The sequence below is a fragment of the Pseudomonas sp. 22189 genome (assembly GCF_052045635.1).
Lineage (GTDB): Bacteria > Pseudomonadota > Gammaproteobacteria > Pseudomonadales > Pseudomonadaceae > Aquipseudomonas > Aquipseudomonas parakoreensis.
The window spans coordinates 199,542-217,513 of record NZ_JBQEPG010000006.1 but is presented as its reverse complement, the minus strand read 5'-3'; the positions used below and the strand labels follow the sequence as shown (position 1 = coordinate 217,513).

At 61.6% G+C, this 17,972-nt stretch carries 13 protein-coding genes; 5 read left to right on the top strand and 8 right to left on the bottom strand.

The annotated features are described in order from the left end of the window. Positions 1-2: 2 nt before the first annotated feature. From ACTJKS_RS08635 to amaB, 4 genes are all read right to left on the bottom strand, one after another. Positions 3-917: an ABC transporter permease subunit gene (locus tag ACTJKS_RS08635; RefSeq protein WP_027613532.1), complete on the bottom strand. Its 915-nt coding sequence runs from the start codon at positions 915-917 to the stop codon at positions 3-5. A 241-nt stretch (positions 918-1,158) separates the two neighbouring features. Further along, complete coding sequence (locus tag ACTJKS_RS08630; protein ID WP_041065631.1) at positions 1,159-2,292, bottom strand: ABC transporter substrate-binding protein; 1,134 nt, start codon at positions 2,290-2,292, stop codon at positions 1,159-1,161. A 368-nt stretch (positions 2,293-2,660) separates the two neighbouring features. Next, on the bottom strand, positions 2,661-3,944 hold the full coding sequence (gene amaA / locus ACTJKS_RS08625) for an L-pipecolate oxidase (RefSeq protein ID WP_108181524.1): 1,284 nt from the start codon (positions 3,942-3,944) through the stop codon (positions 2,661-2,663). A gap of 224 nt (positions 3,945-4,168) precedes the next feature. Further along, a complete protein-coding gene (amaB, locus tag ACTJKS_RS08620) occupies positions 4,169-5,662 on the bottom strand; it encodes an L-piperidine-6-carboxylate dehydrogenase (RefSeq protein WP_440828817.1) in 1,494 nt (497 codons plus the stop codon). 164 nt (positions 5,663-5,826) lie between these two features. Here amaB and ACTJKS_RS08615 point away from each other — a divergent pair, with 164 nt between their 5' ends. From ACTJKS_RS08615 to nadE, 3 genes are all read left to right on the top strand, one after another. Then, positions 5,827-6,732 (top strand): LysR family transcriptional regulator, encoded by a 906-nt coding sequence (locus ACTJKS_RS08615; RefSeq protein ID WP_041065642.1) that lies wholly within the window; start codon positions 5,827-5,829, stop codon positions 6,730-6,732. Between the two features lie 199 nt (positions 6,733-6,931). Then, positions 6,932-8,155, top strand: a complete 1,224-nt coding sequence (gene pncB, locus ACTJKS_RS08610; RefSeq protein WP_041065644.1) for a nicotinate phosphoribosyltransferase — start codon at positions 6,932-6,934, stop codon at positions 8,153-8,155. Positions 8,156-8,159: 4 nt separating this feature from the next. After that, the gene (gene nadE / locus ACTJKS_RS08605; RefSeq protein ID WP_262947761.1) at positions 8,160-8,987 is read left to right on the top strand and encodes an ammonia-dependent NAD(+) synthetase; all 828 of its coding nucleotides are present in this window, start codon (positions 8,160-8,162) and stop codon (positions 8,985-8,987) included. Positions 8,988-9,185: 198 nt separating this feature from the next. Here nadE and azu read toward each other — a convergent pair whose 3' ends face one another. Continuing rightward, positions 9,186-9,632, bottom strand: a complete 447-nt coding sequence (azu, locus tag ACTJKS_RS08600) for an azurin (protein ID WP_108181521.1) — start codon at positions 9,630-9,632, stop codon at positions 9,186-9,188. Between the two features lie 340 nt (positions 9,633-9,972). Here azu and ACTJKS_RS08595 point away from each other — a divergent pair, with 340 nt between their 5' ends. After that, positions 9,973-10,560: a TIGR00730 family Rossman fold protein gene (locus tag ACTJKS_RS08595; protein WP_095138130.1), complete on the top strand. Its 588-nt coding sequence runs from the start codon at positions 9,973-9,975 to the stop codon at positions 10,558-10,560. A gap of 68 nt (positions 10,561-10,628) precedes the next feature. Further along, complete coding sequence (locus ACTJKS_RS08590) at positions 10,629-10,826, top strand: hypothetical protein (RefSeq protein ID WP_262947760.1); 198 nt, start codon at positions 10,629-10,631, stop codon at positions 10,824-10,826. A 154-nt stretch (positions 10,827-10,980) separates the two neighbouring features. On the opposite strand, the gene ACTJKS_RS08585 is transcribed toward ACTJKS_RS08590, so the two are convergent. From ACTJKS_RS08585 to ACTJKS_RS08575, 3 genes are all read right to left on the bottom strand, one after another. Further along, on the bottom strand, positions 10,981-11,871 hold the full coding sequence (locus ACTJKS_RS08585; RefSeq protein ID WP_108181520.1) for a transglutaminase family protein: 891 nt from the start codon (positions 11,869-11,871) through the stop codon (positions 10,981-10,983). Beyond that, on the bottom strand, positions 11,871-14,357 hold the full coding sequence (locus ACTJKS_RS08580) for a circularly permuted type 2 ATP-grasp protein (protein WP_262947759.1): 2,487 nt from the start codon (positions 14,355-14,357) through the stop codon (positions 11,871-11,873). Before ACTJKS_RS08580 ends, ACTJKS_RS08585 begins: the two co-directional genes overlap by 1 nt. A gap of 88 nt (positions 14,358-14,445) precedes the next feature. After that, a complete protein-coding gene (locus ACTJKS_RS08575) occupies positions 14,446-17,721 on the bottom strand; it encodes a transglutaminase family protein (RefSeq protein WP_262947758.1) in 3,276 nt (1,091 codons plus the stop codon). Positions 17,722-17,972: the final 251 nt, after the last annotated feature.

Sequence of the window (17,972 nt, the reverse complement as noted above, 5' to 3'; positions counted from 1 at the left end):
GCTTACACCTTCGACACAAGAGGACGGCCCAACAGGCCCTGAGGCCGGAAGACCAGAACAAGTACGAGCAGCGAGAAGCTGAACACGTCTTTGTAGTCGGAGTTGACCAGGCCCGAGAACAGCGACTCGGAGATCCCGAGAATGATCCCGCCGAGCATCGCGCCGGGCAGTGAGCCGATCCCGCCGAGCACGGCGGCGGTGAACGCCTTGATGCCGATGACGAAGCCTGCGTAGAAGTCGAACGTGCCGTAGTTCATGGTGATCAGCACGCCGGCCAGAGCTGCCATCGCTGCACCGATGATGAACACGTAGGAAATCACCCGGTCGGTGTTGATCCCCAGGATCGAGGCCATCTTGCGGTCTTGCTGGGTGGCGCGGCACATGCGGCCGAGCTTGGTGTACTTGATCACGTAGGTCAGCAGGCCCATGCCGACGAACGCGGCCACCAGAATGAAAATCTTGGTGTAGGTCAGCTGGACGAAACCGCTGCCGACGTCAATGCGCCAGGCACCGGTGAGCAGCGTTGGAACACCCTGTTGGCGGGCGCCCTGGCTGATCTGGGCATAGTTCTGCAGGATCAGGGAGATGCCGATGGCGCTGATCAGCGGTGCCAGTCGGGTGGAGTTGCGCAGAGGTTTGTAGGCGACGCGTTCGATTACCCAGCCATAGACGCCAGTGACGACGATGGTGAACACCAGCGTGCCGAGCATCAACAGCGGGAAGGATTCGATACCGAAGTAAGCCAGCAGAGCCAGACTGATTGCCGCCAGGTAAGCGGAAATCATGTAAACCTCGCCGTGGGCGAAGTTGATCATGCCGATGATGCCGTAGACCATTGTGTAGCCGATGGCGATCAGGCCATAGACCGACCCGAGGGTCAGGCCGTTGACCAGTTGCTGCAGGAAAATACCATCCATAACGCAATCTCACGCAATGAGAACCTGCCCGCCGGGGCGGGCGGTTCTTCTAGGAAAAATACAGATTTACGTCGGAGCAATGTCAGAGCGCGATGAGCCCAGACCCACCGATCTTCTGTGGGAGCTGGCTTGCCAGCGATAGCGGCGGATCAGCCAACCTGTGTGTCGACTGACCTGACGCCATCGCGGGCAAGCCCGCTCCCACAGGTATTGGTGGGGATCAAGCTGATCGCGTCAGCCCTTACTTCTGTTTTTCCAGCTGATGGTATTTGCCACTCGCGTCCCACTGGTAAACCACGTAGTCGGACACTTTAAGGTCGCCTTTCTTGTCCCAGGCTTTCTCACCCATCACGGTTTTCACCGGGTTGGCCTTGAGCCATTCGGCGGCTTTTTCGCCACTGTTGGATTTGGCGCCGTTGAAGGCGGCCGCCAGGGTCTGAACCGACGCGTACGCGTACAGGGTGTAGCCTTCGGGTTCGGTGCCAGCCTTGCGGAACGCATCGACCACGGTCTTGCTGTCTGGCAGCAGACGTGGGTCGGCGCCGAAGGTCATCAGCACGCCGTCAACGTATTGCGGGCCACCGGCGGTGGTCACCAGTTCGTCGGTGACGATGCCGTCATCAGACATGAACTTCACGTCTTTCAGGCCTTCGGTGCGCAGTTGCTTGACCAGCGGCCCGGCTTCCGGGTGCAGGCCGCCGAAGTAGACCACGTCGGCACCGGCCGCACGGATCTTGGTGACCACGGCGCTGAAGTCTTTCTCGCCACGAGTCAGGCCTTCATACAGCACCGGCTTCACGCCACGCTTTTCCAGTTGAGCCTTGGTCGCATCGGCCAGGCCCTGACCGTAGGTGTCCTTGTCGTGCAGCACGGCGACTTTCTTGCCCTTGAGCACATCGACAATGTAATCGCCCGCGACGATGCCTTGCTGGTCATCACGCCCGCACATACGGAACATGGCGCTCAGGCCGCGCTCGGTCACTTGCGGGTTGGTGGAACCCGGGGTGATCGCGATAACGCCGGCTTCGTCGTAGATTTCCGAGGCGGGAATGGTGGAAGAGGAGCAGAAGTGACCGACCACGCCGGCTACCTTCTGGTTGACCAGATCCTTGGCGACTGTCACTGCCTGTTTCGGCTCGCAGGCGTCATCGCCCTTGACCAGTACGATTTTCTCGCCGTTGACGCCACCCGCCGCGTTGACCGCGTCCGCCGCCGCCTGTGCACCCTTCATGTACTGCTCACCAAATGCCGCGTTGGCGCCAGTCATTGGACCCGCTACACCGATTTTCACATCAGCTTGAGCAAACGCAGAAACACCCAACGCAGTAGCCACTGCGAGGGCCAGAAAGCCTTTCTTGTAAAACGTCTGGGACATGAGGTGGTGCTCCAAGGTTTTTTTTAGTTGGCACTGCGACTTCACTTCACTGAATGCTCTGAGCAAGCGCCGTGCCATCGGTTTTTTATTCTTCAAAAAGTCGCTGCTTTCTTGTTATTTCGACTGTTTCGTTCCCATTTTCATTGGGCGTGCAACCGTCTAAACCGCGGAAGGTGAAACCTTTTTAAATCTCAGGCGCAACCCGCTTGCGCCATCATTGCAACCGCGGCACCAAACGACGTGCAACCAGCCTGTAACAGCTCGCGTCACCGAACTGCACACTGCTGGTGCGGGACTGCTACAACCCGCACCATTACAGGCTAGTCGCTACGCCGAAAAGCGCCGTGTTACGCAACATATTTCAACACTCAGATGACGATGCGCAGGCACTGGCCCGCGTGATACAGCGAGAACCCGGCCTCGTACAGGCAACTGCGCAGGCCGACACCGGCCAGGGGCTGCATCGGTGCGAAGGGGATCGGCAAGGCTTGAGGATTTCCGTTACACAGATAGTCGGCGAAGGCTTTGCCGACCACAGTGCCAGTGGTTACGCCACGACCGTTGTAACCGGTGACGGCCACCAGTCCCGGCGCCGGCTCGAACAGCCGCATCAGGTGATCGGGGGTAAAGGCAATGCGCCCGGTCCAGGTGCACTCCCACTCCACCGGTTTCAGGTTGGGGAAGTAATGCTGCTGCACCCGGTCGGCCCAGGCCTTGAGGAACCACGTCGGTTTCTGGTTGCCGTTGCCCAGACTGCCGAGCAACAACCGGCCGTCCTTGTCGCGACGGATACTGCTCAGCACCTGCCGCGTGTCCCACGAGCCCTGCCCGCCGGGGAGAATGTCATGGGCGGCGTCTTCGGTCAGCGGTACTGAGGCGACCTGATAGTAGTAACCGGGGAAAAAGTTGCGCTTGAGTTCGGTCCAGTCGCCCTCGGTGTAGGCGTTGGAGGCGATCACCACTTGCTCGGCGAGTACCGAACCGTGCTCGGTCTGCACTGACCATTGCTGGCCCACGCGCTCGAGACGGGTCACTGGCGAGTGATCGAACATCTGCCCGCCCAGCCCTTTCACCGCGTTGGCCAGTCCGGTGACATAGGCCATCGGGTTGAGCGTGCCGGCGCGGCGGTCGAGCAGCGCGGCAGCGATCTTTTGCGTGCCGGTGGCTTGCTCGCAGGCCTTGCCGGTGAGCAACTCGACGGGCGCCCCGCGACGCTTCCATTGTTGCTCGCGACTGCGCAGATCCGCCTCGCCCTTGGCGTTGTGCGCCATGTGCAGGGTGCCTTCGCGGCGCAACTGGCAATCGATGTGGTATTTATCCACAAGGCTGAACACCAGCGCCGGTGCCGCCCCGAGCATGCGGTTGAGCTGACTGCCGACCGCTTCGCCGAACCCGGCCTCGATCTCGTCCGGCGGGATCCACATGCCGGCGTTGACCAGCCCGACGTTGCGCCCGGAGCCGCCGTGACCTGCGCGATGCGCTTCCAACACGCAGACGCTTTTGCCTTTTTCCAACAGATGCAGCGCCGCCGACAACCCGGTAAACCCGGCGCCGATCACGCAGACATCGACTTTGACCTCGCCCCGCAGCGCGGTGTTATCCGGGCGCTGCGGCGTGAGTTTTTCCCACAGACATTCTTCGCGTAACGGCATTGCCAGACTCCAACAGAAACCTGCCAAACACACTGCTGATCCTGTGGGATAAAGCCCTGTGGCGAGGGGATTTATCCCCGATCGGTTGCATAGCAACCGTAAAACCAGTGCATGCGGTGTATCTGAAACTCCGCGATTGCATGTTTTGGGGCCGCTGCGCAGCCCATCGGGGATAAATCCCCTCTCCACAAAAGCCCGCTCCCAGGATCTGCGTCATTCCAAACTCAGTCGAAGGTAATGCCCTGCGCCAGCGGCAACTCCAGCGAGTAGTTCACGGTATTGGTCTGCCGACGCATGTACGCGCGCCAGGCGTCGGAACCCGACTCACGACCACCACCGGTCTCTTTCTCGCCACCGAATGCGCCGCCGATTTCCGCGCCGCTCGGGCCGATGTTGACGTTGGCGATGCCGCAGTCACTGCCGACTGCCGACATGAACTGCTCGGCCTCGCGCACGTCGGTGGTGAAGATGCACGACGACAGGCCTTGCGGCACCGCGTTGTTCAGGCGTAGCGCTTCCTGGAAGTCGCGGTAGCCGACCACGTAGAGGATCGGGGCGAAGGTTTCGCTGCAGACCACGTCACTCTGCTCCGGCATTTCCACGATGGCCGGCGACACGTAGTAGGCGTTGGGGAACTGTTCTTCGAGCTGACGCTTGCCGCCGAATACCCGCCCGCCCTCGCTCAGTGCCTGCTCCAGCGCGTCCTGCATGTTTTCGAAGCTGTGTTTGTCGATCAGCGGGCCGACCAGATTGCCTTCCAGCGGATGGCCGATGCGCACTTTGGCGTACGCGGCTTTGAGGCGGGTGACGATTTCTTCCTTCACCGACTCATGGGCAATCAAGCGACGCAGGGTGGTGCAACGCTGACCGGCGGTGCCGACCGCACTGAACAGAATGGCGCGTACAGCCATGTCCAGATCGGCGCTCGGACCGAGGATCATCGCGTTGTTGCCGCCCAGTTCAAGAATGCTGCGAGCGAAACGCGCGGCGACTTTCGGCGCCACTTCGCGGCCCATGCGGGTGCTGCCGGTGGCGCNGCTGATCAGCGCCACGCGCGGATCATCCACCAGTGCTTCGCCAGCGTCACGGCCACCGATGATCACCTGGCACAAGTGCGCCGGCGCATCGGTGAAGTTCTTCACCACACGGTCGAACAATGCCTGGCAGGCCAGTGTGGTCAGCGGGGTTTTCTCCGACGGTTTCCACACCACCGGGTTGCCGCAGACCAGCGCCAGCGTGGTGTTCCACGCCCACACCGCGACGGGGAAGTTGAACGCACTGATCACGCCGACCACGCCCAGCGGATGCCAGGTTTCACGCATGTGGTGGCCCGGGCGCTCGGAGGCGATGGTCAAGCCGTACAGTTGACGCGACAGGCCGACGGCGAAGTCGCAGATGTCGATCATCTCCTGCACTTCACCGAGGCCTTCCTGGGTGATCTTGCCCGCTTCCCACGACACCAGTTCGCCGAGGTCAGCCTTGTATTCGCGCAGCACCTCGCCGAACTGACGCACCAGCTCGCCGCGACGCGGGGCCGGCACCTTGCGCCACTGCTCGAACGCATGATCTGCGCGACTGATGTGCTGCTCGACTTCGGCCGGGCCTTCCCAGTTCACGGCGGCGATGCGGCTGCCGTCGATGGGCGAATGCACCGGCACTTTGCCGTTCTGGTACAGGGCCGGGTTCACACCAAGACGATCAAGCAATGCGGCAACCATGGGTCACTCCTCAAGCGAAAAACTGAATATGTGCGGCCGAATGTTCACGACCGGGCAGGCCTTTAGTTGTAGCTTCCCGAAGGCAAGGCAACAAACGACCTTTACGCGAGATATCATTCCGTTTATTCATGCTGCGCATAGAAAGACAAGAAAAAGGACCACCCATGCTGAACAAACGCCACCTGCCGTCGATCACCGCGCTGCAGTGCTTCGAGGCCGTGACCCGGCACCTGAGCTTCACCCGGGCCGCCGAAGAACTGAACCTGACCCAGAGCGCCGTCAGCAAACAGGTCGCGCAGCTTGAGGAATTGTTGCAGCACTTGTTGTTCCGCCGAGTGCGTCGGCGTTTGCAGATGACTCCGGCCGGGGATTTGTACCTGGTGGAAGTCCGAAAAATCCTCACTCAGGTGGAAATGTCCACGCATTACCTGCGTTCCTACGGCGGCGAGACCGAAGTCCTGCGCGTCTCCACACCCTCGACCTTCGGCGCGCGCTGGCTGGTTCCGCGTCTGAAAGGCTGGCGTCTGCGCCACCCGTCGATCCATCTCGACCTGTGCAACGAGCAGGAGGCGGATGATCTGCTGCAGGGGCGCAGCGATCTGGCGTTCTATTTCGGCCAGGGTTCGCGCCCCGGCACCGAATGCCTGAAGCTGTTCGGCGAAGAGCTGGTGCCGGTCTGCGCGCCCGGCAGCCTGCCGGATCAGCCATTCACCGATCCGACGCAACTGACCGATCTGGTGCTGCTGCAAAACGCCTCGCGTCCACAGGCCTGGCACGACTGGTTCGACAGTCAGGGTTACCACACCGAACACAGCTACCACGGGCCGCGTTTCGAAACCTTTTATATGTGCATCCGCGCCGCCCAGGTCGGCTGCGGCGTAGCGCTGCTGCCACGGTTTCTGGTGGAAGAGGAATTGGCCGACGGCAAACTGGTCATTCCCTGGCAGCATGCAATGCCCAGCTCCGACGCCTATTACCTGGCCTACCCGGAACATGCGGCGGAAGTGCCGAAGGTGCGCGATTTTGTGAAGTGGATGCTGGAGCAGATCGATAGCCCCGACGACCACTGATTCTCCTGTAGGTGCTGCCGAAGGCTGCGATCTTTTGATCTTGTTTTTCAGGATCAAAAGATCGCAGCCTTCGGCAGCTCCTACATTAAGCAAAATCCGCTACAGGCCAAAAATTGCTGGCAATCCCCACCGCTGATATGCGCCACTAGCGTCATTGATTGATCCCACGCATTGCGTGGTGCACCTGGAGACCCCGTTTATGAGCGAGAGTGTGTTTGCCGATCGCATCGTGCAGAACCTGCTCGACACCGACTTCTACAAACTGACGATGATGCAGGCGGTGCTGCACAACTACCCCAACGTCGAAGTCGAATGGGAGTTTCGTTGCCGTAACAGCGAGGATCTGCGGCCGTATCTGGCCGAGATTCGCTACCAGATCGAGCGTTTGGCCGAGCTGAGCCTGAGCGCCGACCAGTTGAGTTTTCTCGAGCGCATCACCTTCCTCAAGCCGGATTTCCTGCGCTTTCTCGGACTGTTCCGCTTCAACCTGCGCTACCTCCACACCGGCATCGAGAACGGCGAGTTGTTCATTCGTCTGCGCGGCCCGTGGCTGCATGTGATCCTTTACGAAGTGCCGCTGCTGGCGATCGTCAGCGAAGTGCGCAACCGCTATCGCTACCGCGAAATCGAACTGGTGCAGGCGCGTGAGCAGCTGTATCGCAAGTTCGACTGGCTCAGCGCCAACGCCTCGGCCGACGAACTGGCGCAATTGCAGGTCGCCGATTTCGGCACCCGTCGGCGTTTTTCGTATCGCGTGCAGGAAGAAGTGGTGAATGTGCTCAAGCACGATTTCCCCGGGCGCTTCGTCGGCACCAGCAACGTGCACTTGTCCCGCGAACTGGACATGAAACCGCTGGGCACCATGGCCCATGAATGGATCATGGCCCACCAGCAACTCGGCCCACGCTTGATCGACAGCCAGATCGCCGCGCTCGACTGCTGGGTGCGCGAGTACCGAGGTTTGCTCGGGATTGCGCTCACCGATTGCATCACCACCGACGCCTTCCTCGGCGACTTCGACCTGTTCTTTGCCAAGCTCTTCGATGGTTTGCGCCACGACTCCGGGGATCCGGTGCAGTGGGGCGAAAAATGCATCGCCCACTACCACAAGCTCGGCATCGACCCGATGAGCAAGACTCTGGTGTTCTCCGACAGCCTGACCCTGCCCAAGTCGCTGGAGATCTTCCGCGCGCTGCACGGGCGGATCAACGTCAGCTTTGGCATCGGTACCAACCTGACCTGTGACATTCCGGGTGTCGAACCGATGAGCATCGTGCTTAAAATGACCGCCTGCAACGGCCAGCCGGTGGCGAAGATCTCCGACGAGCCCGGCAAGACTCACTGTAAAGATCCGAATTTCGTCGCCTATTTGCGACATGTGTTCCAGGTTCCTGCCGTTTCCAGCCTATCTAGCAAGGAGTGAATTCATGCAAGCCGTACAGCGTGAGATTGCTGAACAGCTCAAGGTGCAACCGCCATTCGCCGGGCATCAGGCCCTCGAAGCGGAAGTCGCCCGACGCATCACCTTTATCCAGGATTGCCTGGTCAATTCCGGCCTCAAGACCCTGGTGCTGGGCATCAGCGGCGGCGTCGACTCGCTGACCGCCGGTCTCTTGGCCCAACGCGCCATGCGTGAGCTGCGCGAGCGCACTGGCGACCACGCCTACAAGTTCATTGCCGTGCGCCTGCCGTACGAAACCCAGTTCGATGAACACGACGCCCAGGCGTCGGTGGACTTCATCGCCCCGGACGAGCGCCACACGGTCAACATTGGCCCGGCGGTGAAGTCGCTGGCCAGTGAAGTGGCGGCGTTCGAAGGCAAACACGCGGTGTCGGTGGATTTCGTGCTCGGCAACACCAAGGCGCGGATGCGCATGGTCGCCCAGTACACCATCGCCGGCGCGGCCCACGGGCTGGTGATCGGTACCGACCACGCGGCGGAAGCGGTGATGGGCTTCTTCACCAAGTTCGGCGACGGCGCCTGCGACCTGGCCCCGCTCAGCGGTCTGGTGAAAAACCAGGTCCGGGCGATTGCCCGCAGCTTCGGCGCGCCGGAATCGCTGGTGGAAAAGGTACCGACAGCGGATCTGGAAGACCTGTCGCCGGGCAAACCGGACGAAGCGTCCCACGGCGTGACCTACGCCGAGATCGACGCCTTCCTGCACGGCGAGCCGGTGCGTCAGGAAGCGTTCGACATCATCGTCAACACCTACAACAAGACCCATCACAAACGGGTCATGCCGTTTGCGCCTTGATCGGCGACCGAATGAAAAAGCCCGCCGAGGAGCGATCCTCGGCGGGCTTTTCTTTGGCCAGTTCACCTGTCGATGCTGATGGCCTCTTCGCGGGCAAGCCCGCTCCCACAGTGTCCCGGCTGTTCACAAAATGTGTGACCGACACAAACCCTGTGGGAGCGGGCTTGCTCGCGAAGAACGATGACGCGGTGGCGTTGATTACTTAACAGTGATCGTGCCTTTCATCATCGAGATGTGGCCCGGGAACGAGCAGAAGAAGCCGTAGTCAGTGCCAGCGGTCAGCTTCGATACGTCGATGGTCAGCGAGTCTTTCTCGCCGGCACCGATGATCTTGGTGTGAGCGATAACGCGCTCGTCGCCGTCTTTCAGGTAGTTCTTGTCGATGCCAGCGGCCAGGCCGTCGGTAGCGATCGGCTGCATGTCAGCGGTTTTGCTGACCACCAGGTTATGGCCCATGACGTTCTTCGGCAGGCTGCCGGAGTGGGTCAGTTCGACGGTGAAGGTCTTGCAGCTCTTGTCGATCACGATCGACTGGGTGTTGAAGGACATCTGGTCGGTGGAGTCAACGGTGGTTTTGCACTCGGCAGCCATCAATTGGCTGCTGGCCAGCGCCAGCAGGGATACCGCAACAACTTTGGAAAACATGGTGAATCTCCAAGGCAGGGTTAACAAAAACACGAATGATGGAAAGACTGCCTGAAATCTTCGCAAGTTCCTATGACTTGAGTCAAAAATTGTATACAACTTTCAGGCTATGACACTCATCGAAACAATCTACCGGCCAGATTTCCCGGCCGGGCCTATGATCGGCGCATCTACTGAAACGGAGTGCCTGTCATGTTCTTTAACGGTCTGTTGTGCAGTTTGCTCGCCGCCTACGCCTGTGGCGCCAGCGGTACCTTTGAATCACCGGAACGCGAAGTTTAGTCCTTGGATCAAGGCGTGCCAGCCATTACCCTGTGACGGATTGACCCAGGAGGAAGGCATGTCTCTCAAATCCGTTTGTGTATTTTGCGGTGCCAACGCCGGCACTGATCCGGCTTACACCGAAGCCGCCCAAGCCCTTGGCCGGGCCCTCGCCGAGCGCCAGCTGACGCTGGTTTACGGTGGTGGTGCCGTGGGATTGATGGGCCTTGTCGCCGACGCCGCCCTGGCCGCTGGCGGCGAAGTGATCGGGATCATTCCGCAAAGCCTGATGGACAAGGAGATCGGCCACAAAAGCCTGACGCGCCTAGAAGTGGTCGATGGCATGCACGCGCGCAAGGCGCGCATGGCCGAACTGAGCGATGCGTTCATCGCATTGCCCGGCGGCCTCGGCACGCTGGAAGAGCTGTTCGAGGTCTGGACCTGGGGTCAGCTCGGCTACCACGGCAAACCGCTGGGGCTGCTGGAAGTGAACGGTTTCTACAGCAAACTCACGGCTTTTCTCGACCATATCGTCGGCGAAGGCTTCGTTCGCGCGCCGCATCGTGACATGCTGCAAGTGAGCGAATCGCCACAAACCCTGCTCGACGCCCTCGATCAGTGGAAGCCGACCGTCACGCCCAAGTGGGTCGACCAAAAACCCGGCTAACCGCCGGACACCGATACAGGGCAGAATACGCGCCGCTCAACCTCACCTTCGACCCCAGAGGATCGCCCATGGCCAAACCCAATTACTCCTTCGCCAAACGTCAACGAGACCTGGCAAAGGAGCAGAAGAAAGAGGAAAAGCTTCAGCGCAAGAAACAGATGGCTGAAGAAGCGGCACTGAACCCTGACGGGGAAGTGGCGACTGATGACGATGTTGATGTTGATGTTGATGTTGATGCACCGAAAGACCAGGCGCCCGACGCCTGAGCTGATTGCTGATTCGCTCCCGGAGTGAGCGATCTGTGGTGAGGGGATTTATCCCCGATGGGTCGCGAAGCGGCCCCAAATTGTTTTGCGACTGCTTCGCAGCCGATCGGGGATGAATCCCCTCGCCACAAAAGCTCCCCACACTCGATTGTCTTCATTCCAATGGCATCACCGTGACCCGCACTTCCGGATCATGCGAACCGCCCCCCAGAATCACCCCGCGCAACGGCGACACATCGGAAAAATCCCGGCCCCACGCCAGGGTGATGTGCTCCAGCGCCGGCTGCACGTTGTTGGTCGGATCGAAATCCACCCAGCCCGATACCGGACAGAACACCGACACCCACGCATGTGAAGCATCAGCGCCGATCAGCCGTGGCTGGCCCGGCGGCGGTTGGGTCAGCAGATAGCCGCTGATGTAGCGCGCCGCCAGCCCCCGTGAACGCACACAGGCAAGCATCAGATGCGCGAAGTCCTGACACACGCCGCGCCGGCGCTCCAGCACCTCGACCAGCGGTGTCGCCACTTGCGTCGCCTCGGCGTCGAAAGTGAATTCGCTGAAAATCTTCTGCATCAAATCCTGCACGCCCAGCAACAGGGGCTTGCCCGGAGGAAAACAGCTTTCGGAGAATTCGACGAAGCTGCGCTTCAAATGCACGTAGGGTGACTGAAAGCGATAGCGACAAGCCTCCAGCATTTCGGCGGACAACGGCTGGCTGCTGTAGGTCAGCGCGTTGCGCGTCTGCTCCCACGCCGGGGACAGATTGAAGTCCGCCAGCGGTCGCGCCAGCACTTCAACCGTGAGCCGGGCGTTGACCTGCAACTCGTCGTGCGGGCGCTCGAAGGCCAGCCGGGTCAGCGGATTGCCGAACACATCCAGCTCATCGCGCCGCGTGGTCGGCTCCGGGCTGATCAGCAATTGCTGCTCGGTGCAGCGTTGCCATGCGCACTCACGCGGCCACAGGTGCGCCAATTGCTGCGCCAGCGACACCGGACTGTCGTAGTGGTAACAGGTGTCGTGGAGGATCTGGTAAAGGGCGCTCATCAGACGGACACCGTGCGCTGGCTGACATCATCGACATGGGCAAAGTGGCGCAGCGCCAGACGATCGGACACCTGAGCGCTGGCCTCGGCAATCGCTTGCAGCAGATCCGCCAGACCATCGAGCGCCGCACGCACGCTGTTCTCCCCGAACAGCGGGTTCTCCAGACAGCCCAGATCGAACCGCGCCAGACGCTCGACCAATTGCGCCAGCCCGGCCTCGCGAGGCACGCCGAAATCATCGTTCAAGCGTTTTAACGTGCGGGTTACCAGTTTCAACTGGAACAGCACCGCATGCGGGTTCTGCTCATCGAGCAGCAACAGGTCGAGCACCGGAATCAACTGCGCCACCGCCAGGTACCGCGAACGGTAGGTGATACTGCTGTTGCCCAGTTCCAGCAGCCATTCCAGCCCGGCCTGATCGAACGCCCCGGCACCACGCAGAAACGCCGCCAGACTGCTGCTGAGAAATTGCAAACGTTCGATGCGTCGGCCGATCATCAGAAAGCGCCAGCCTTCGTCGCGGGTCATGTCGTCGAGGGCAAACCCGGACAACGCCGCCAGTGACATCACCAGCCGGTTGAGGAAATCCAGCAACTCGCCGAAATCCGGCTCCTCGGTGTCCAGTTCCAGCGCCTCGCGCTGCAACTCGACCAACGCCTGCCAGTTCTCCCGCGAAAGCTTGCCGCGCACCTGCGAGGCCGCCCACTGCAAGCGCTGCAGGTTGGAGCGCAGGCTGAACGACCAGTCCTCGCCGAGCAGCGCCGCCAGCAGCCGCTCCGGCAACTCGCCCTCCTCCGGCAGCAACATCAGACGCTCGCCCAGCGCCACCGCTGCCTGCAAGGCTTGCGGATCATCACCATCGACATACCGCGCGAGCATGATCCGCAGCAGTCGCGCACTGTCGTCACAACGCTCGCAGTAACGGCCGAACCAGAACAGATTCTCCACCACCCGCGAGGGCAGGTACGGATCGCGGCGCACCAGATCGTGTACGCCGACGTTACGCTGGGTTTTCCATTGTTCGCCACTCGGCGCACGCTCGCCCAGCACCCAAGTGTCCTTGCTCGCGCCACCGCGCTGCATCGACACCACTTCGGCATCGGCCTCGGCGGCCACCCGGGTCAGGCCACCGGGCAGCACGCGATAGCCATCGCGACTGGCCACGGCGTACATGCGCATGCCGATGGCTCGCGGTTGCAACTGGCCGTCTTCGGCTTGCCAGATCGGCGCCTGCGACAACTGCGCCAGCTCTTGCGCGACATAAGCGTATGGCCGGGCCTGCATGCGCTCGGCGAGCGCCTGACGCTGTTGTTCACTCAGATCGCGGCCGAATACCGGCGCGAAGCTTTGTGAAGGAAATGCCGGTTTGATCAGCAGCTCCGGCAGTTTTTCCAGCGCCTGCGCCAGCACCGGCGCCTCGCCGCACCACCAGGTGGCGATGGACGGCAGCAGCAGTTCTTCGCCGAACAGGTACTGATTGATCTTCGGCAAAAATCCGAGCAATCCTGGTGAATCCAGCACGCCGCTGCCCAACGCATTGGCCACCAGCACCCGGCCCTGACGCACCGCCTCCAGCAAGCCGGGCACCCCGAGTGCCGAGTCGGTGCGCAGCTCCAGCGGGTCGCAGAAATCATCGTCGAGCCGGCGCATGATCGCGTGCACCCGGCGCAGACCGCTGAGGGTTTTCAGGTACACCGTGGCATCGCGCACGGTGAGGTCGCCGCCCTCCACCAGCGGATAACCGAGCTGGCGTGCCAGGTAAAGGTGTTCGAAATAGCTTTCGTTGAAGCGTCCCGGCGTGAGCAACACCACCAGCGGCGCGTCGTCAGCACATGGCGCCTGACGCGCGAGGGTTTCCTGCAGGGTGCGGAAGAACCCGGCCAGGTGCTGCACCTTCAGATCGCGGTACAACTCGGGAAACGCCCGTGAAACGATGGTGCGGTTTTCCAGCGCATAACCGGCGCCCGACGGCGCCTGGGTACGATCCGCCGTAACCCACCAGCGCCCGTCCGGCGTGCGCGCCAGGTCCACGGCATACAGATGCAGAAACGCCTCTTCCGGTGGCGCGATGCCCTGACAGGGCCAGAGAAAATTGTTGTGGCCGAACACCAGCTCCGCCGGCAACAGCCCTTCGCGGATCAGCCGCTGCGGCCCGTACAGATCCGCCAGTACCGCGTTGAGCAAACGCGCACGCTGGGCAATCCCTGCCGACAGGTGCTGCCATTCATCAGCAGCGATCACATGCGGCAGCAGGTCCAGCTCCCACGGGCGGTCTGCGCCCTTCGGATCGGCGTAGACGTTATAAGTGACCCCGTTTTCCTGAATCTGTCGGGCGAGCAACGCCTGCCGCTGCACCAGTTGCGCCGGGGTGCTGCGCTGCAATTGATCGAACAGCCGCCGCCAGTGCGGGCGCACTTCCCCGCTGTCATCCAGCAGTTCGTGATAAGTGCCCGCAGTGCGCGGGTAGCGGTCTAGCAGGTCAGGCATGGAAAGCTCGGCAGACAGCAGGGAACGGTCAGACTAACGCAGGCACATGACGTGCGGATATACGAAAAATCCGCATGTCGTGCAGGACTTAGAAACGTCGTAAATCGAGCGTCATCGGCAACTCGTCGGAGATTGTCAGGTTGGGTATCGGAAGTTTTCCCGGCGTGTGTCCGATACGGAAAAACCGCGCCATGCGCCGGCTCTCCGCCTCGTTGGCGTTGACCGGCAACGTTTCGTAATTGCGCCCGCCCGGGTGCGCCACGTGGTACTGACAGCCCCCCAGCGAACGCTGCATCCAGGTGTCGAGCAGATCGAATACCAGCGGCGCGTGCACCGGGATGGTCGGTTGCAGACAGTTGGCCGGTTGCCAGGCCCGAAAGCGCACACCGGCGACGAACTCGCCGATGCGCCCGGTCGGTTGCAGCGGCACCGGGACGCCGTTGCAGGTCAGCAGATAACGCTGCGGCGGCAGGCCGTTGAGTTTGATCTGCAAACGCTCCAGCGACGAGTCGACATAGCGCACCGTGCCGCCCCCCGTACCTTCCTCGCCCAGCACATGCCAAGGCTCCAGCGCCTGACGCAGCTCCAGTTCGATGCCGTTGACGGCGTAATCGCCGACCTTGGGAAAACGGAATTCCAGGTGCGCGGCGAACCATTCGGCGCGCAGTGGGTAACCGGCATTGTTCAGTTCGACGATGACGTCGGCGAAGTCCTGCTCGATAAAGTGCGGCAGCATGAAACGGTCGTGCAGCTCGGTGCCCCAGCGCGCCAGTTTTGGCGGCGCATACGGCTCGCGCCAGAAGCGTGCGACCAGCGCGCGCAGCAACAACTGCTGGGCCAGGCTCATGCGCGCGTGGGGCGGCATCTCGAACGCGCGCAGCTCCAGCAGACCAAGACGCCCGGTAGCGCCATCCGGCGAATACAATTTGTCGATGCAAAACTCGGCGCGGTGAGTGTTGCCGGTGACGTCGATCAGCAGATTGCGCAGCAGGCGATCCACCAGCCACGGCGCGCACTCTTGGCCCGGTTCAGGCATCTGCGCGAAGGCGATTTCCAGTTCGTACAAAGCATCGTTGCGGGCCTCATCAACACGCGGCGCCTGCGAAGTCGGGCCGATGAACAACCCGGAAAACAGGTAGGACAGCGACGGGTGGTTGTGCCAGTAGCTGATCAGGCTGCGCAGCAGATCCGGACGACGCAGGAACGGTGAGTCCGCCGGGGTCGCGCCACCGAGGACGAAATGGTTGCCGCCGCCGGTGCCGGTATGGCGCCCGTCGATCATGAATTTTTCGGTGGTCAGGCGGGTCTGCCGCGCCTGTTCATAGAGAAACTCTGTGCGTTCGACCAGTTCGTCCCACGTCGCCGATGGCTGCACGTTGACCTCGATCACCCCCGGATCCGGGGTGATGCGGAAGTTGCTCAGGCGCGGGTCACTGGGCGGCTCGTAACCTTCCAGCAGCACCGGGCAATGCAGCTCTTCGGCGGTAGCCTCGATGGCCGCCACCAGTTCCAGATAGTCCTCGACCCGCTCCAGCGGCGGCATGAACAGATACAGACGCCCTTCGCGCGCTTCGGCGCAGAAGGCGGTGCGGGTCAGCCAGTCGGCGGACTCGTCGATTTTCGGCGCGCGTTCGGCGGCCGTGGCGGGTTCGGCATGACTGTTGAGCCGAGTGGTGTCCGGCAGCTCGGGGAAGTCCTGATTCGGATCGTTGGGATGAATGAACGGATACTCGGCGGCCTTCACCCACGGCTGCGAGCCGAGTGGCAAGCGATAACCCAGCGGCGAATCCCCCGGTACCAGTCGGCAATGCTCGTCGCGCAGATACCAGCGCCCGCTCTGCCATTGATCACCCTTGGCGGTACGGGCCAGCGGCAGCACCTGGCCGATTACCTTATCCAGCCCCTGAGCAAAAACCTTGCGCAGACGCGCACGCTCCAGCGGCTCTTCAAGTCGCGAATCTTCAGCGCTGACATTGCTCGGCAATGCGCCCTCGCGCCAGAGGTAATAAAAATGGTCTTCGTAGGCTGGAAACACGAAACGTGCAGGCAATTTCAGGCGTTCGGCAACACTCGCGAGAAAGCGACCGGCCAGCACGCCGTCGGCGCCGTAGTCCTGTTGTTCATCGGCGATCAGCGCGCTGTTGTGCCAGATCGGCACGCCGTCACGGCGCCAATAACAATTGAGCGACCAGCGCGGCAATTGCTCGCCCGGGTACCACTTGCCCTGACCGAAATGCACCAGACCTTTGGGCGCATAGTGCTGGCGCATGCGCTGGAACAATTCGGCGGAGAGACGACGCTTGTCCGGGCCCAACGCTGCAGTGTTCCATTCGGCGCCATCCGGGTCGTCGATGGAAACGAAGGTCGGCTCGCCGCCCATGGTCAGGCGCACATCACCTTCCAGCAGATCGGCATCAATCTGCCGTCCCAGCGCCTGAATCGCCAGCCACTGCTCATCGGTGTAGGGCTTGGTCACCCGTGGCGCTTCCCAGATCCGCTCGACCGACATTTCGTGGCTGAACTGGCATTCGCACGGCTCGACCAGACCACTGATCGGCGCAGCTGAGGAAGGATCGGGACTGCAGGCCAGCGGGATATGCCCTTCACCGGCGAACAGCCCGGACGTGGCATCCAGACCGATCCAGCCAGCGCCCGGCAGGTAAACCTCGCACCAGGCGTGCAGGTCGGTGAAATCGACGTCGGTGCCGGACGGGCCGTCGAGGCTTTTCACGTCGGCGGTCAGTTGAATCAGGTAGCCGGAGACAAAACGCGCGGCCAGCCCGAGGTTGCGCAACAACTGCACCAACAGCCACGCTGAGTCGCGGCAGGAGCCGGACGCCTGTTCGAGGGTGTGTTCCGGGGTTTGCACGCCCGGTTCCATGCGGATCAGGTAGCGGATGTCTTCGCTGAGGCGCTGATTGAGCATCACCAGGAAATCCACGGCGGGCAGCGGCGTACGGTCGATCCCGTCCAGATAGGTTTTGAATGCCGGGGTCAGCGGCAAGGTTTCGAGGTACGGCGCCAGCTCTTTGCGCTCATCGGCCGCGTAAGTGAAGGGGATTTTCTCGGCGTAGGGTTCGAGAAAGAAGTCGAACGGGTTGAACACCGCAATCTCGGCCAGCAGATCGACTTCGATGCGCAACTCGTCGGTTTTCTCGGGGAACACCAGCCGCGCGAGGTAGTTGCCCTGCGGGTCCTGCTGCCAGTTGATGAAGTGCTGCTCGGGCGAGACCTTCAGCGCATACGACAAGATCCGCGTGCGGCTGTGAGCGGCCGGACGCAGGCGCACGATCTGCGGGCCGAGTTCGACAGCGCGGTCGTAGCGGTAATGCGTGACGTGATGCAATGCGACATGAATCGACACGGCGTGCCTCCTGCGAGCCTAAGCGTATTCGAAAGCGCGCAAGACTTATGCCATGCAGAGGCTTGGGCGCTTTCCCGGAATGCTCAAGGCAGTACAGCACCAAAATCGGGCGATGCGGGGAAATGGCTCGAGGAAGTTGCGCCTAAATGTGGCGAAGATCAAAAGATCGCAGCCTTCGGCAGCTCCTACAGGGAAACGCACGAACCTCTGTAGGCGCTGCCGCAGGCTGCGATCTTTTGATCTTGAAAAAA